The 15,835-nt window shown below is 73.7% G+C and carries 12 protein-coding genes and 1 pseudogene; 2 read left to right on the top strand and 11 right to left on the bottom strand.

Annotated elements, in window-relative coordinates; translation table 11 throughout:
* Positions 1-119: 119 nt before the first annotated feature.
* From OJ254_RS20700 to OJ254_RS20655, 9 genes and pseudogenes are all read right to left on the bottom strand, one after another.
* Positions 120-935: a TrmH family RNA methyltransferase gene (locus OJ254_RS20700; protein WP_265363519.1), complete on the bottom strand. Its 816-nt coding sequence runs from the start codon at positions 933-935 to the stop codon at positions 120-122.
* A 77-nt stretch (positions 936-1,012) separates the two neighbouring features.
* Positions 1,013-2,251, bottom strand: coding sequence for a uroporphyrinogen-III C-methyltransferase (gene cobA / locus OJ254_RS20695; protein ID WP_265363518.1), 1,239 nt, complete (start codon positions 2,249-2,251; stop codon positions 1,013-1,015).
* Positions 2,252-2,425: 174 nt separating this feature from the next.
* Positions 2,426-6,594, bottom strand: a pseudogene (gene cobT / locus OJ254_RS31905) (nicotinate-nucleotide--dimethylbenzimidazole phosphoribosyltransferase).
* A 236-nt stretch (positions 6,595-6,830) separates the two neighbouring features.
* Positions 6,831-8,051, bottom strand: coding sequence for a precorrin-6y C5,15-methyltransferase (decarboxylating) subunit CbiE (gene cbiE / locus OJ254_RS20680; protein WP_265363516.1), 1,221 nt, complete (start codon positions 8,049-8,051; stop codon positions 6,831-6,833).
* Between the two features lie 172 nt (positions 8,052-8,223).
* Entirely contained in the window at positions 8,224-8,859 is a 636-nt protein-coding gene (locus OJ254_RS20675) for a GNAT family N-acetyltransferase (RefSeq protein WP_265363515.1), read from the bottom strand.
* 183 nt (positions 8,860-9,042) lie between these two features.
* Positions 9,043-9,900 carry a MetQ/NlpA family ABC transporter substrate-binding protein gene (locus OJ254_RS20670; RefSeq protein ID WP_265363514.1) on the bottom strand — a complete coding sequence of 286 codons (858 nt, stop codon included), beginning with the start codon at positions 9,898-9,900 and terminating at the stop codon, positions 9,043-9,045.
* Between the two features lie 106 nt (positions 9,901-10,006).
* Entirely contained in the window at positions 10,007-10,744 is a 738-nt protein-coding gene (locus OJ254_RS20665) for a methionine ABC transporter permease (RefSeq protein WP_265363513.1), read from the bottom strand.
* A complete protein-coding gene (locus OJ254_RS20660; RefSeq protein WP_265363512.1) occupies positions 10,741-11,820 on the bottom strand; it encodes a methionine ABC transporter ATP-binding protein in 1,080 nt (359 codons plus the stop codon). The genes OJ254_RS20665 and OJ254_RS20660 overlap by 4 nt, the downstream gene beginning before the upstream one ends.
* Positions 11,821-12,191: 371 nt before the next feature.
* Entirely contained in the window at positions 12,192-12,839 is a 648-nt protein-coding gene (locus OJ254_RS20655; protein WP_265363511.1) for an HAD-IA family hydrolase, read from the bottom strand.
* 69 nt (positions 12,840-12,908) lie between these two features.
* Here OJ254_RS20655 and OJ254_RS20650 point away from each other — a divergent pair, with 69 nt between their 5' ends.
* Together OJ254_RS20650 and OJ254_RS20645 are read left to right on the top strand one after the other, a co-directional pair.
* Positions 12,909-13,268 carry a hypothetical protein gene (locus OJ254_RS20650; RefSeq protein ID WP_265363510.1) on the top strand — a complete coding sequence of 120 codons (360 nt, stop codon included), beginning with the start codon at positions 12,909-12,911 and terminating at the stop codon, positions 13,266-13,268.
* A gap of 1 nt (position 13,269) precedes the next feature.
* On the top strand, positions 13,270-13,704 hold the full coding sequence (locus OJ254_RS20645; RefSeq protein WP_265363509.1) for a hypothetical protein: 435 nt from the start codon (positions 13,270-13,272) through the stop codon (positions 13,702-13,704).
* Between the two features lie 108 nt (positions 13,705-13,812).
* On the opposite strand, the gene OJ254_RS20640 is transcribed toward OJ254_RS20645, so the two are convergent.
* A complete protein-coding gene (locus OJ254_RS20640) occupies positions 13,813-14,316 on the bottom strand; it encodes a GNAT family N-acetyltransferase (protein ID WP_265363508.1) in 504 nt (167 codons plus the stop codon).
* Between the two features lie 247 nt (positions 14,317-14,563).
* Positions 14,564-15,700: a glycerophosphodiester phosphodiesterase gene (locus OJ254_RS20635; protein ID WP_265363507.1), complete on the bottom strand. Its 1,137-nt coding sequence runs from the start codon at positions 15,698-15,700 to the stop codon at positions 14,564-14,566.
* Positions 15,701-15,835: the final 135 nt, after the last annotated feature.

Below are 15,835 nucleotides of genomic sequence, written 5' to 3'. Positions count from 1 at the left end.
GGGGAACCGAGTAGTTGCGGGGATGGGAACCACGTGACCACGTACCCCGGTGAGGGCGACCGACTGGCCCCAGCCCACGGCGGCCCCTCGCGCCGGACGCCCCCTAAGCCTCCGTACCCCTAAGCCTGACGCCCCGACGTCACCGCGTAGAACGCCACCGCCGCGGCTGCGCCGACGTTGAGGGAGTCGACGCCGTGGGCCATCGGGATGCGGACCCATTCGTCGGCGGCGCGCAGGGCGCCGGTGGTGAGGCCGCCGCCCTCCGCGCCCAGCATCAGGGCGACGCGGTCCAGCGTGTGCGGGGCCGCCTCGTCGATGGTGGTGGCCTTCTCGGCAGGGGTGAGGGCGAGCAGTTTGAAGCCCGCCTCCCGTACGACGGACAGGTCCCGGGGCCAGCTCTCCAGGCGGGCGTACGGGACGGAGAAGACCGCGCCCATGGAGACCTTCACCGAGCGGCGGTAGAGGGGGTCGGCGCAGTCCGGCGAGAGCAGCACCGCGTCCATGCCGAGGGCCGCCGCACTGCGGAAGATCGCGCCGATGTTGGTGTGGTCGTTGACGGCCTCCATGACCACGATGCGGCGCGCGCCGACGAGGAGTTCGGCGGCCGTGGGCAGCGGGGTGCGCTGCATGGAGGCGAGCGCGCCGCGGTGGACGTGATAGCCCGTCACCTGTTCGGCGAGGGCCGGGCTGACGGCGTAGACCGGGGCCGGGACCTCGTCGATCACGTCGCGCATGACGTCGACCCACTTCGAGGAGAGCAGCATCGAGCGCATCTCGTAGCCGGCGTGCCGGGCGCGCCGGATGACCTTCTCGCCCTCGGCGATGAAGAGTCCCTCCGCGGGCTCGCGCCGACGCCGCAGTTCGACGTCGGTCAGGCCGGTGTAGTCGGCCAGCCGCGGGTCGTCCGGGTCGTCGACGGTGATGATTTCTGCCACGGGGAGATAGTGCCTTGTCGGTGTCGGGGTTCCAATGCCGGGGCAGCCGATCGGCCGGCCGGCAGTAGTGGTCGCGGCTAGCCGGCCGGGGTCGTCGCGCCGACGGTGACGACGTCGCCGATGACGATGACCGCCGGCGGCCGGACGCCCTCGGAGCGGACCGTCTCGCCGAGGGTGGCGAGGGTGGCGTCGACCCGGCGCTGGGTAGCGGTGGTGCCCTCCTGGATGACCGCGGCCGGGGTGTCGGCGGGGCGGCCGTGTTCGACGAGCTTGGCGGCGATGGCGCCGCTGTTCTCCACTCCCATGAGGACGACCAGGGTGCCGCGCAGCTTGGCGAGGGCGGCCCAGTCGACCAGGGAGCGCTCGTCGTCGGGGGCGACGTGGCCGCTGACCACGGTGAATTCGTGGGCGACGCCGCGGTGGGTGACGGGGATGCCGGCGGCTCCGGGGACGGAGATGGTGCTGGAGATGCCGGGGACGACGGTGCAGGGGATGCCGGCCTCGGCGAGTGCCTGGGCCTCCTCCATGCCGCGGCCGAAGACGAACGGGTCGCCGCCCTTGAGGCGGACCACGGCCTTGCCGGCCTTGGCGTGCTCGATCAGCGCGTTGTTGATCGCTTCCTGGGCCATGAAACGGCCGTAGGGGATCTTCGCGGCATCGATGACCTCGACGTGCGGGGGCAGCTCGGCCAGCAGGTCGCGGGGGCCGAGGCGGTCGGCGATCACCACGTCGGCCTCGGCGAGGAGGCGGCGGCCGCGGACCGTGATCAGGTCGGGGTCGCCGGGACCGCCGCCGACCAGCGCCACGCCGGGGGTGTGCGGGCGGCGGTGGTGCGGGGCGGCGATGCTGCCGTCGCGCAGGCCCTCGACGATGGCGTCGCGCACGGCGGCGGAGCGGCGCGGGTCGCGGCCGGTGAGGACCGCGACGGTGACGCCCTCGCTGCGCCCGGTGGCCGGGGTCCAGGCGGTGGCCGCCTCGGCGTCGTCGGCGCGTACGCACCACACCCGCCGTTCCTCGGCCTCCTGGGAGGCGGCGGCGTTGGCCTCGGGGTCGTCGGTGGAGATCAGCGCGTACCAGGCCTCGGCGAGGTCACCGGCGCGGTAGCGGCGGCGCTCCCAGCGGATCTCGCCGGCGTCGGCCATCGCCTCGACGGACGGGGTGGCGGACGGGGAGACGAGCACGACGTCCGCGCCCGCGGCGACGAGTGAGGGCAGGCGGCGCTGGGCGACCTGTCCGGCTCCCAGGACGACCACCCGGCGGCCGGACAGCCGCAGTCCGACGGGGTAGGCAGCGTGTTCGGCGACGTGCTCGGCCATGGCGGGGCGGCTCCTTGTACGGATGGTGCGGGTTCGAGACCGGCTCAGTCGCTGCGGCTCTGGAGCGGCTGATCAGGGATGATACGACCCTCGGGGGCGTACGGCCCCGGCCCACAGCCTAGGGGGCTGCGGGCCGGGGGTCATGCGGTGCGGCCGGGTTCCGGCCGCACCGCATCAGCTCTTCTCCGTCACTCCGGCGGAGTCGAAGGTGGCGACCTCGTGCATGGCGCGGGCCGCGCTCTGCACGACGGGGAGGGCCAGCAGGGCGCCGGTGCCCTCGCCGAGGCGCAGGTCGAGGTCGACGAGCGGGCGCAGGCCGAGCTTGTTGAGGGCCGCGACGTGGCCGGGCTCGGCGCTGCGGTGGCCGGCGATGCAGGCGGCCAGCGCCTCGGGGGCGATGGCGCGGGCCACCAGGGCGGCGGCGCCGGCGCTGACGCCGTCGAGGATCACCGGTGTGCGCAGCGAGGCGCCGCCGAGGATCAGGCCGACCAGGGCCGCGTGCTCCAGGCCGCCGACCGCGGCGAGCACACCGACCGGATCGGCCGGATCGGGCTGGTGGAGTTCCAGGGCACGGCGGACCACGTCGACCTTGCGGGCGTGCGTCTCGTCGTTGATGCCGGTGCCGCGGCCGGTGACCTCGGCGGGGTCGACGCCGGTGTAGACGGCGATCAGCGCGGCGGAGGTGGTGGTGTTGGCGATGCCCATCTCGCCCGTGAGCAGCGCCTTGTTGCCGGCCGCAACGAGGTCGCGGGCGGTCTCGATGCCCACCTCGATGGCCTTGAGGACCTCGTCCTGGGTGAGCGCGGGGCCCTGGGTGAAGTCGGCGGTGCCGGCCCGGACCTTGCGGGGCAGCAGGCCGGGGGTGGCGGGCAGTTCGACGGCCACGCCGACGTCCACGACGCACACCTCGGCGCCGACCTGGTTGGCGAAGGCGTTGCAGACCGCGCCGCCGCCCAGGAAGTTGGCGACCATCTGGCCGGTGACCTCCTGGGGCCAGGGGGTGACGCCCTGGGCGTGCACGCCGTGGTCGCCGGCGAAGATCGCCACGGCGGCCGGCTCCGGGATCGGCGGCGGGCACTTGCGGGACAGGCCGCACAGCTGCGCGGAGATGATCTCCAGCATGCCGAGCGCGCCGGCGGGCTTGGTCATCCGCTTCTGGCGCTCCCATGCCTCGCCGAGCGCCTTGGCGTCCAGCGGGCGGATGCCCTGGAGGGTCTCCTGGAGGAGGTCGTGCGGGTTCTCGCCGGGCAGCGCGCGGCGGCCGTAGGTCTCCTCGTGGACGACCCAGGACAGCGGGCGGCGCTTGGACCAGCCGGCCTGCAGCAGCTCGGGCTCCTCGGGGAACTCGTCGACGTAGCCGACGCACAGGTAGGCGACGACTTCGAGGTGGTCGGGCAGGCCGAGTTCGCGGACCATCTCGCGCTCGTCGAAGAAGCTGACCCAGCCGACGCCGAGGCCCTCGGCGCGGGCGGCGAGCCAGAGGTTCTCCACGGCGAGCGCGGAGGAGTACGGGGCCATCTGCGGCTGGGTGTGCCGGCCGAGGGTGTGCCGGCCGCCGCGGGTGGGGTCCGCGGTGACGACGATGTTGACCGGCGTTTCGAGGATGGCCTCGATCTTCAGCTCGCGGAACTGCTTGGCGCGCGCCTTCGGCAGCGACTTCGCGTACGCGTCGCGCTGCTGCATGGCGAGCTGGTGCATCTTCTCGCGGGTCTCGGCGGACCGGATGACGACGAAGTCCCAGGGCTGGGAGTGGCCGACGCTGGGGGCGGTGTGGGCCGCCTCCAGGACGCGCAGCAGGACCTCGTTGGGGATCGGGTCGCTGCGGAAGCCGTTGCGGATGTCGCGGCGCTCGCGCATCACGCGGTGGACGGCGGCGCGCTCGGAGTCGTCGTAGCCGGCGGCCGGGGGCCCGGCCGGGAGCTCTTCCGCTTCGGGGGCGCCGTCGGCGGGGGCGGTCTCCGCGGCGGCGGGCTGTTCCTCGGCGGACTGCTCGTCGGCGGCCTGCGGCTGGTCGGCCGCCGGGGCCGGGTCGGGCTCCTGCGGCTGGTCCTCGTCGGCGCCCTCACCGCGCTGGAGGAGCGCCTCGGCGTCCTGCTGGTGGGGGGCCTCGGCCGCGGGGGCCTCGGCGGGCTCCGCTGCGGCGGCCGGGGTGCCGGCGGGGTCCTGGTCCTGCGGAACGGTGTCGTCCGCGGCGGCCTGCGGCTGCTGCTCGGCGGCCTGCGGCTGTGCGCCGGCCGGCTGCTCGGCGACCTGCTGGGCCGGGATGTGGACAGTGCCGGGCTGAGCCGCGGGGGTGGCTTCAGCGGCGGGGGCCTCGGCCGGGGTGGCGGGCTGCTCGTCGGCGGTCTGCGGCTGCTCGGGGGCCGGGGCCGGGTCGGCCGCCGGGGCGGCGTCCGCGACCGGTGTCGGCTCCGCTGCCTCCTCCGTCGCTGCGGGCGCTGCTTCGGTCGCGGCCGGTTCCGCGGCCTCTGCCGTGGCTGCCTGCTCTTCCGCGGCGGGGGTTGGCGTGTCGACCGGGGTTGCCGCGTCGACCGGGGCGGCCTCGGGAGTCGCTGCGGACTCAGGGGTCGCTGCGGCCTCGGGGGTCACGGCGGCCTCGGGGGTCACGGCGGCCTCGGGGGACGCGTCGGCGGGAGTGTCCGGTGTGGTGTCCGCGGCGGGTGCCCCGGGTTCGTCGGCCGGGTCGCCTCGCCCTCGGGGGCGTCCGTGGCGGCAGGGGCGGCCGAGGTGTCGGGGGTGACCGCCTCGGGCCGCTCTATGACGGCCTGCTCCTGCTCGACGGGGGTGACCGCCTGCTCGGCGGGGGCGCCGTCCTCGGCACCGGGCAGGGCGACGGGGCCCTGCGGCGCCGCGACGGCCTCGGGGGCGACGGCCTCCGGTGCCACGGCCTCCGGTGCCACGGCCTCGGGCTGCGGCTGGGCGGCGGCGTCGGCCGCGTCGTGTCCCTCCGCGGCCTCGGGCGCGCCCTGTTCAGGAACGTCCGCTGCGGGCACTTCCCGGGCGGGCGCGTCCTGGGCCGGAGCCTCCTGGACCGGGGCGTCCGGGGTCTGGGCATCCGGAGTCTGGGCATCCGGGGTCTGGGCGTCCGGTGCCGGGGCGGCGGGCTGCTCCGCGGCCGGGGCTTCGACGGGCTCGCCCGGTACGGTCCCGTCCGCGGCGCCCTCCGCGGGCTGCGCCACCGGCTGGGGCTGTGCCTGCGGCTGCGCCACGGGCTGCTGTTCGGCGGGCTGCTGCTGTTCGGCGGGCTGCTCGGGGGCCTGGGCGACGGGCTGCGCGACCGGCGGCGCGGTCTCGGCCGCCGGTGCGGCGGGGGCCTCCACGGGCGCGGCCGCTTCCGCCGTCGGTGCCGCGTCGGCAACCGGGGCCGCTTCCACGGCCGTTGCGGTCTGCTCGACCGGCGGCATCTGATCGGCCACCGGCACCTCGTCGGCCACCGGTGCGGGCGCGGCCAGCACGGCCGGTTCGGGAGCCGGTACCGGCTCGGGGGCGGCCGTGGCGTCGTTCCAGGCCGGCATCTGGGCCGGGATCTCGCCGAGCTGCGGGCCCGGCAACGGGCCCTGGCCGGCGGCCCCGTAGGTCTGCTCGGGCGACAACTGCCCACCGTAGGCCTGGCCGCCGTAGGACTGCTCGGCGTACGGCACCGCCTCGGCCGGCGGCTGCGGGGCGGCGTACGCCTGGGGTGCGCCGGGGACCTGCTGGGCGGCCGCGGCGGCCTCCGGGGCCACGGGGGCCGGGGCGGCGGCGTCGAAGTATTCGGGGGCGCCGGCGGGCGGGGCGGCGTGCCGGGCGGGGGCGTCCGCGGGACCGCGGTCGGCGAGCGAACGGACCACACCGCCGGTCGCGTCGGGTACCGGCGGGCCCATGTGCAGCGGGCGGCGGCTGGGCGCGGCCGCGCGGGCCCGGTCCGGCTGCTGGGGCGCCGCGGGCTGCGGGATGCGGACCGCGCTCAGGTCGACGGAACCGGAGTCCCGGCCGCCGGTCTCGTGGTCGCCGGCCTGGGCGGGCATCTGCTCGTAACCGGTGGCTGCCTGGGCGGCGTCGAACGGCACGCCGTGCTGCGGCTGCTGGGCCGGTCCCTGGTGGGTCTCGTGCGGGAGCGGCTGGGCGGCGGGCTGCTCGCTCCAGGCGCCCTGGGCGCCCGGCATGAGCAGCAGGTCGTCGTCCTCGACGCCGGGATCGGCCTGGTCGAGGTAGGGGTAGTCGCCCTGAGGGGTCACCATGCCCGGCAGCTCCGTGGATCCGGCGTCGGCAGGGGAGGGAGCGGCCGCCGGCTGCGGCTGCCCGGGATGTCCGCCTGCGTTCTCCGGCTGTCCCTCGCCCGGGACCTGGCCGGTGTCGGTCATGCGTACCCCTCGCCCATTGGTAGTGCTCCTTCCAACCGCTCGTGCGACACGCTCGACCGGGGCGCCCCGACGCCCCGATAGCTAGAACGAGCGAGCACGCCTCGCGGCACGACCACGCTCACAGCTTCATATTCGTCCAAAACCGCGGCATTTTCCGGATATTTGACGTACGAAGCCGAACGTGGAACGGCGGCGCAACGATCCGCCAGCCTACCTCGCGCGGGTTGCCTTCCTGGTCACGGGTGAGGAACGCGATACCCGCTGAGCAAAAACACCACGGACCGCTCGCGTTCGACCCAGACGGAGGTGTCCAGGTCCACGGACTGCAGCAGGGCGCACTCGACGTCGTACCCGCCGTCCGCCAGCGCCCGGCCGAGCAGCTCGGCCTCGTCGCGGGTGGCGGCGTGGGTGACGATCCGTTCGGGACGGCGGGCCGCGCAGGCGGTGACGACCTCCACTCCCCCGCCGCCGATCCGTACGACGTCGGGCTCGGGCAGGTCCTCCAGGATCTGCGGCGCCCGCCCGTGCACGACCTGGAGTTGGACGCCGTGCCGGCGGGCGACGGCGGCGGCGCGGCCGCAGGCGTCCGGGTCGGCGTCGACCGCGATGACCGCGGCGCCGAACCGCGCGGCCTCCACGGCGGCGGCTCCGCTGCCGGTGCCGATGTCCCAGACCAGGTCGCCCACCCGGGGCCCGAGGCGGGCGAGTTGGGCGGTGCGCAGCTGGACGGTCTCACCCTCGGCGAGGGCGCCGCCGTAGGCGCGGTTGGGCAGTCCCCAGCCGCGCGGTCCGGTCGGGTGGCCGACCTCGTGGCCGGCGATCCAGCCGGTGCCCTGGGCCGCGGCGCCGCCGGGTGAACCGCCGACGACGATGACGACGTTGGGGTCGCGCCAGACGTGGTCGGCGGCCTTGTCGGATGTGAGGACCGTCACCTGCTCGCGTTCGGTGCCCAGTTCCTCGCAGATGACGAAGGTGCGGTGGACACCGCCGAGCAGCAGGGCGAGTTCGGCGGGGCCGGCGCCGGGCGAGGTGAGCACCGCGACCTTGGTGTGGGCGCGGCAGACGTTGACCGCGCGGCGCAGGTCGCGGCTGTGGGCCACCACGATCTGGGCGTCGTCCCAGGGCATGCCGGCGCGGGCGAAGGCGGCCGCGACGGAGGAGACGGCCGGGACGACCTCGACCTCCAGGCCGTGCTCGGGGGCCCGCAGGGTGCGGACGACGCCGAAGAAGCCCGGGTCGCCGTCGGCGAGGACGACGGCGGTGCCGCGGTGCTGGGCGATCCGGCGGGCGGCCAGGGTGACGCTGCCGAGCCGGATCCGCTCGGCGTGCGGCGGGACTTCGGGCAGTGCGAGGTGGTGGGCGGCGCCGGCCACGAGTGTGGCGGCGCCCAGGGCGGAGCGGGCGGCGGCGGTCAGCGGAGAGCCGTCCCATCCGATCACCGTGACCCGGTCGGCCATGCTCGTCAGTCTCCTGGGGCTGCTGTGGGTACGCGGGCGGGGGCGGCCGCGGGGTGGCCGCGGGCCGGTGGCGCGCCGCTGTGGTGCGCCGGACGCAGGTCCGCGCTGGTCGCGCGGGTGCGCGGCAGGCCGAGGGTACCCCGAGAGGTACGGACCTGGGCGCGGGCGTGGGTCAGTTCCACTCGGGGTAGGTGAATCCGTTCGCGTCGGCCATCCGGCCGGGGACCCCGTCGAGGTCCTCGGGCAGCAGGCTCCAGACGATCTGATCCGTGCGGATGTCGGCCCAGCCGCCGTCCTCCGTACGGCTGCGGGCTATGCAGGCGTTGCGCAGCACGCCCTCGCTGATGCAGCCGATCTTCTGGGCGACCTGCTGGGAGGCGGTGTTGCCGGCGGCGGTGCGGAGTTCCAGGCGTTCGAACTTCTGGTCGTGGAAGACCCACTGGGCGGTGGCGAGCGCCGCCTCGGAGGCGTAGCCCTCACCGCGGGCCCAGGAGGCGGTGATGTACGAGATCTCGGTGGCCCGCAGCCGCCAGTTGGTGTTGCCCAGCTGTACGACGCCGACCAGCCGCTGGGTGAGGAATTCGGTGACGGCGAAGTCGATGCCGCGGCCGGCGGTGCGTTCGGCGGGCGCGTACTCGCTGACCCAGGTACGGGCGGCGGCCTCGGTGTAGGGCTGCGGCACGGCGGTCCAGGCGGCGACCAGTTCGTCGTTCATCATCGCGGCGAGGGCGGGGACGTCGGCCTCCTCGAAGGGGCGCAGCACCAGCCGGTCCGTGCTGAGGGAGATGTCCGGAAAGGTGGATGTCATGCCGCTGCTCCAACGCCGTTGACCGTGGGTGCTCCGGGACGTCGCGGGATGGTTCACCGCGAGGTCACGGGCCGTCTGACCGTCTTGAATGCACCAGCATGCAGCATGGGCCGGTGGGTGTGCCACGCGCCCGGGCCCCGGCCGCGCGGGTGCGCGGCCGGGGCCCGGTGGTGGCTGGTGGCATCAGGCCTTGGCGGGACCGAAGGCGGGGATGACCGAGCCGTCCTTGTACTTGTCCTCGATGAACTTCTTGACCTCGGGGGAGTTCAGGAGCTTGGCCAGCTTCTTGATCCGCGGGTCGTTCTCGTTGCCCTTCTTGACGGCGAGGAAGTTGGCGTAGGGGTTGTCCTTGGCCTTCTCCAGCGCGAGGGCGTCCTTGGAGGGCTTGAGGTGGGCGCCGATGGCGAAGTTGCCGTTGATGACGGCGGCGTCGACGTCGTCGATGCGCGGCGCGGTCTGCGCGGCCTCCAGCTCGGTGATCTTGATGCCCTTGTCGTCCTTGACGTCGGTGAGCTTGGCGTCGGCGCCGACCCCGGGCTTGAGGGTGATCACGCCGTTGTCGGCGAGCAGCTTGAGCGCGCGGCCCTCGTTGGACGGGTCGTTGGGGACCGAGACGGTCGAGCCGGACTTGAGGTCGGAGAGCTTGTGGATCTTCTTGGAGTACAGGCCGAGGGGCTCGATGAGCACGTTCTGGACCGGCACGATGTGGGTGCCGTTCTCCTTGTTGAAGGTGTCCAGGAAGGGCTTGTGCTGGAAGAAGTTGGCGTCGACCTGGCCGTCGTCGGTGACCTTGTTGGGGATCTTGTAGTCGTTGAACGGCTTGACGACGAGCTTGAGGCCCTCCTTGGCCGCCAGCTTGTCCTTGACGAAGTCGAGGATGGTGGCGTGCGGGGTGGGGCTCGCGGCGACGACGAGGGGGGCGTTCTTGTCGCTCTTGTCGGTGCTGGCGGTGGCGTCGGAGGGCGCGGAGCAGGCGCTCGCGCCCAGGGCGACGGCGGAGGCGGCGGCGACGGCCACGGTGATCTTGACGGTGTTGCGCACGAAGAGTGCCTCTTTCTTGTTCCCACACGGGGGGTCCGTGTGTTGTCCGCCCGGCAAAGGGTCCGGGCTCTCGGGTGGTGCGGGTGACGCGGGTGGCGGAAGGGGGTCAGGCGGCCTCGGTGACGACCGCCGGCTCCTCGGTGCGGGCGCGGCGCAGGCCGACGCGTACGGGCGAGGAGGGACGGGTGCCGCGGCCGGCGAGCCGGCGGACGACCAGGTCACCGAGCAGCTGGACGCCGGTGACGATGACGATCAGCTCGACGACGGTGATGACCATCAGCTTGGTCTCGTACTGCTGGTAGCCGTAGTTGTAGGCGAGGGAGCCCAGGCCGCCGCCGCCGACCGCACCGGCGATCGCGGAGTAGCCGATCAGCGTGATGACGGTGGTGGTGACGGCCGCGACCAGCGCGGGCAGGGCCTGCGGCAGCAGCACCTTGAAGATGATGGTCCAGGTGCCGCCGCCCATGGCCTGGGCGGCCTCCACCAGGCCGTGGTCGACCTCGCGCAGCGCGGCCTCGACCAGGCGGGCGAAGAACGGGATGGCGGCGATGGCGAGCGGGACCACCGCGCCGGTGGGGCCGATGGAGGTGCCGACGACGAGCCGGGTGAAGGGCAGCAGCACGACGATGAGGATCAGGAACGGGAAGGACCGTCCGATGTTCGCGATCGCGCCGAGGACCTTGTTCACCACGGCGTTCTGCAGCAGGGCGCCGCGGTCGGTCAGGTGCAGCAGGATGCCGACGGGGATGCCGAAGAGGACCGCGTAGAACGTCGACCACCACACCATGAAGAGGGTGTCGAGGGTGGCGTCGTAGAGCAGCGGCTGCATCTCGGTCCAGCTCACTTGGCACCTTCCTTCTGGAGCGGGGCGGCGGCGGGCGCCGGGACGGCCGCGGCGGTGTCGGGGGCGAGGTCGGCCACGTCGGCCACGTCGACCTGGAGGCCCTGCTCGCGCAGGAAGCCGATGGGGACGACGTTCTCCTCGAAGCGGCCGGGCAGCTCGATCCGCATCCGGCCGATCTGCTTGCCGCCGACGGTGTCCATGGCGGCGCCGAGGATCGAGATGTCGACGTTGTAGGTGCGCGCCAGCTCGGAGATCACCGGGCGGGTGGCGGCCGAGCCGTGGAAGGTGATGTCGACGACGGTGCGGTCGTCGGCGGAGGGCTCGCCGCCGACCGGGAAGAGCTCGCGGGCGAGTTCGGAGCCGGGGGTGGCGAGCAGTTCGGCGACGGTGCCCTGCTCGACGACGCGGCCGTTCTTCATCAGCGCGGCCGAGTCGCAGATGGTCTTGACGACGTCCATCTCGTGCGTGATGAGGACGATGGTCAGGCCGAGCTGGCGGTTGAGGTCGCGCAGCAGGGTGAGGATGGAGCGGGTGGTCTCCGGGTCGAGGGCGCTGGTGGCCTCGTCGGAGAGCAGCACCTTGGGGTCGCCGGCCAGGGCGCGGGCGATGCCGACGCGCTGCTTCTGGCCGCCGGAGAGCTGGGCGGGGTACGCCGTGGCCTTGTCGGCGAGGCCGACCAGGTCCAGCAGTTCCAGGGCCTTGCGGGAGCGTTCGCGGCGGTCGACCTTGAGGATCTCCAGCGGCAGTTCGACGTTGTCCTGGACGGTGCGCGAGGACAGCAGGTTGAAGTGCTGGAAGACCATGCCGATGTGGCTGCGGGCGGCGCGGAGCTGGGCGCCGGCGCGCTTGCCGCGCCCGGCGATGGAGGTCAGCTCCTGGCCGGCGACGGTGACCGTGCCGGAGGTGGGGCGCTCCAGGAGGTTGAGGCAGCGGATGAGGGTGGACTTGCCGGCGCCGCTCTGGCCGATGACGCCGTACACCTCGCCCTCGCGGACGTGCAGGTCGACGCCGTCCAGGGCGGTGACGTCGCGGTCTCCTGAACGGTAGACCTTGGTCAGGCCCGTTGTGGTGATCACAGGGAATTCCGTCACTGTCGAGTGCTCGGCGGCTCGCCGCCGGGCGCGGGGCATTCTTGCGAGTGCGGCAGGGGGAACGGGAGCGGTGGCGGGCGCGGGGCCCGGCTCCTGGTTCCGGTGACGCGGGGCGGCCGTCGCGGTCGGGGACCGGTGCACGGCATGGGGTCTCGCTTCGGGGCGCGAGGCTCAGGCGGGGGCCCTCAGCGGTCACACATTCGACACATGCAACGAGCACCGGGCGTCAGGTTCGCCTCGGTCGCAGGGGTGCGGTTGCTCGTCGTGGTCATGGCGGCAAGTAAACCAGACGGCTGTGCGGGCCGATCAACCGTGTCCGCATAGCGGACTTCGCTGACCGACCCGTGGACAGCGCCTCATCCGGCCAGGGTGATCTCCACCGTCCCGCCCGTGGCCTGCGCGGATACCGCCGACAGGTCGGGGACGACGACGTCGGCGAAGAGCTCGGCGGCCGGGTGGGTTGTGGTCAACGCCACGGTCGTCATGCCGGCCGCGCGGCCCGCCGCCAGCCCGGCCGGGGCGTCCTCGAAGACCACACAGCGGGCCGGGTCCACCCCGAGCCGGCGGGCGGCCAGCAGGAACGGCTCCGGGTCGGGCTTGCCGCGGGTGATGTCGTCGGCGGCTATCAGCTTCTTCGGCCGGATGCCGGCCTCGCCGAGGCGGGCCTCGGCCAGCCGCCGGGTGGCGGAGGTGACCACCGCCCACCGCTCGGGCGGCAGGCTCTCCAGGAGGGCGCGGGTGCCGGGCAGCAGCGTCACTCCCCCGGCGACGTCCTCGACCTCCAGCTGCTCGATCCGCGCCAGCGCGCCGGGCACCTCCCCGGCCGGGAGCAGATCGGCGGCGATCTCGGCGGCCGGACGGCCGTGCAGCTCGACCCGGGCGAAGTCCTCGGGGGCGATGCCGTACTCCCGCGCCCACCGGGTCCAGCAGCGGTGGACGGAGTCGAGGGAGGAGATCAGGGTGCCGTCGTTGTCGAAGAGGAGTGCGTCCGCGTGGATCTTCATGGGGACCGAGCGTATGTGCGGGCCGGGGGCGGGCGCATCGGGTCTTTTGGCCCGTAATAGGGTCTCGGCATGCTTGATGCCCTGACGATCGCGATCGGTGCGGCCGCGCTCGCGCTCGCCGCCTGGTGCGGTTTCGCCGCCTACCGGGACCAGCGGACCATGGACTGGCACTTCATCGGCATGGCCGTGGTGACGCTGCTCGTTGTGGTGCAGCTGGTCGTCGGCATCGTCCAGCTGGCGCGCGGCGAGAAGCCCGCACAGGGCACGACGATCTTCGTGGCGTATCTGCTCGGCGCGTTCGCCTGTGTGCCCGCCGCGGGCTTCATGTCCCTTACGGAGCGCACCCGTTGGGGCTCGCTGACGGTCTCCGCCGGCGGCGTGGTGCTGGCCGTGCTCGAAGTGCGGCTGTTCGACATCTGGGGAGGCTGACGTGACCGCGACCGACCACACCGCCGAGGAGGGCGCGCCGCGCACCCGGCAGAAGCTGATCAGCGGCCCCGGGATCCTGCTGGTCTGGCTGTACGGCGTGATGGTCGTCGGCGCGCTGTCGCGCTCGGCCTTCCAGATCGCCACGGACTTCGACCGGGCCCCGCTGGCGTACACGCTCTCCGCGCTCGCCGGCCTGGTCTACGGCTTCATCACCTATTCGCTGGTCCGCGGCGGCGACCGGGCCCGCCGGGCGGCGCTGGTGTGCTGTGCGGCGGAGCTGGTGGGCGTGCTGACCGTGGGCACCTGGACGCTGGTGGAGCCGTCGGCGTTCCCCGACGCCACGGTCTGGTCCGACTACGGCATGGGCTACCTCTTCATCCCGGTCCTGCTGCCGGTCACCGGGATGCTGTGGCTGCGCCGGGCGCGCACCGCCTGACGGCCGGTCCTCCGGCGCGTACGGGACGACGGCCGCTGTGCGGTGGACGGGCCCGCCGCCACGCGGGCCCGTTCCCCTTCCGCGACGTGTGACGCGACGCGCGAGCCGCTACGCCTGGGCCACGAACTCCTCGGCCGCGGCCTCCTTCTCCAGCGTGACCAGGCTCAGCCGCCGGCTGCGCTCCTCGGTGCCCACGGGCGCGTAGCCGTGGCTGCGGTACAGCCGCAGATTGCCCTCGCTGCGGTGCCCGGTGAAGAGGCGGAACCGGGTGGCCGAGCGCTCCTCGGCCAGCCGCTGCTCGACCGCGGCCAGCAACCGGCCGCCGAGGCCGTGGCGCTGCAGCCGGGGGTGCACGATGAGCTTGGCTATCGCCGCGGTGCCCGACGCGTCGACGGTGCCGCGCACGGATCCGACCACCTCGTCGCCGAGCCGGGCCACCAGTACGCAGCCCCCGCTCAGTTCGGCGCGCAGCGCGGCCAGCGTCTGGGTGAGCGGCTCGATGCCGTAGTCGTCGTACAGCGCGGCCTCCGACTGGTAACAGAGGTACTGCAGTTTGAGGATCTGCTCGGCGTCCTCGTCGGTCGCCGCAGAGATGGTCACGCTGGTGCCCATGCGCGTATGCCTCCCCTTATTCGGTTGGCCCGGGCGCGCGAGGGTGAGAGGGGTGTGCGCCCGGACGTGGTGCCCTGACTTCCGGACTCCCCGGAATGTGGCGGCGGCAATCGCCGCCGGGAGCATTCTGCGCAGGCAATTGGGGCAAGCGGAACGGACCGGCACCGAGCTCCTCTGTGACATTCCCAACTCAGATGAGAGCGCGGGGAGGTCGGGGCCCGGTGCCGGTCGGTGGCCGGGTGGCCGGTCAGCGCGAGCGGAACTCCGCGGCGGCCAGCAGCGCGGTGTCCGGGTTGTCGGAGAACAGCCCGTCGATGCCGGTGCCGAGGTACGCCTTGAAGACGCCGAGGGAGTCGCCGTAGGCGTTGGGGTCGGTGCCGCGGCGGTGGTCGGTCGGCAGGAACGTGTTCTCGTTACGGACCGTGTACGGGTGCAGGACCAGCCCGGCGGCGTGCGCGTCCTCGACGACGGAGGTGGGCGTGCCGAGCTTGCCGTCCGTGTCCCGCGGGATGATCACGGTCAGGTCCGGGCCGATGCCCTCGGCGAACCCGGCGATCCACTTCAGGCCCTCGGGCGTGACCAGGTCGGCGACGGTGCGCGGGTCGCCCGCCTCGGTGAAGTCCCAGGGGCGGTCCTTGAGCGTGCCCAGCAGGACGACCTTGGGGCAGTCGACGAGCTCGCCGAGGCGGCGGATGCTGCTGGGCTCGAAGGACTGCAGGAAGTTCGGGGAGTTGTGGCGGTGCCGGCCGTGTGCGCGCAGCGCCTTGGCCACCCGTTCCTCCAGGCCGAGGCCGAGCTTGCGGAAGTAGGTGGGGTGCTTGGTCTCGATGTGCAGCCAGACCCGGCGGCCCCGCTTGCGGCCCTCCCGCTCGGCCCAGTCGAGGACCTCCTCGAAGGTGGGCACCTGCCACTGGCCGTCGTAGAGGGTGTTGTGCTGCCGGGTGCCCGGTATGCGCTCCTTGGCGCGCAGGGTCTTGAGTTCGGCGAGCGTGAAGTCCTCGGTGAACCAGCCGGTCAGCTGCTGTCCGTCGACGGTCTTGGTGGTCTTGCGGCCGGCGAACTCCGGGTGTGCGGAGACGTCGGTGGTGGCGGTGATGTCGTTCTCGTGCCGGCAGACCAGATGGCCGTCCTTGGTGGGGACGAGGTCCTGCTCGATGACGTCCGCGCCCATGTCGAGGGCGAGTTGGTAGGAGCCGAAGGTGTGCTCGGGGCGGTAGCCGCTGGCGCCGCGGTGGCCGACGATCAGCGGGACGGGCAGTTCCCGGCCCGCCGTGCCGCGCCCGGCGGCGCTCGCCTGCCCGGCTCCGCCGAACACCGCCGCTCCCGCGCCGAGGGCCGCCGCCCCCAGCACCGTCCGCCGTCCCGGCTGCTGCCGCTTCTGCATGCCCACGCTCCTTGTTGTGCGTCGTTCGGTGCGTTCCGGGTGCGCCCGGGCGCTTCCGAGTGCTTCGAGTGCTTCGAGTGCTTCGAGTGCTTCCGGGTGTTTTCCGGCCCGCGTCGAGGCGTGTTGCCCGGGCGC

This window comes from Streptomyces endophytica, from assembly GCF_026153355.1.
GTDB classification, from domain to species: Bacteria; Actinomycetota; Actinomycetes; order Streptomycetales; family Streptomycetaceae; genus Streptomyces; species Streptomyces endophytica.
The sequence above is the reverse complement of the archived record's forward strand: the minus strand, read 5'-3'. Positions and strand labels throughout refer to the sequence as shown.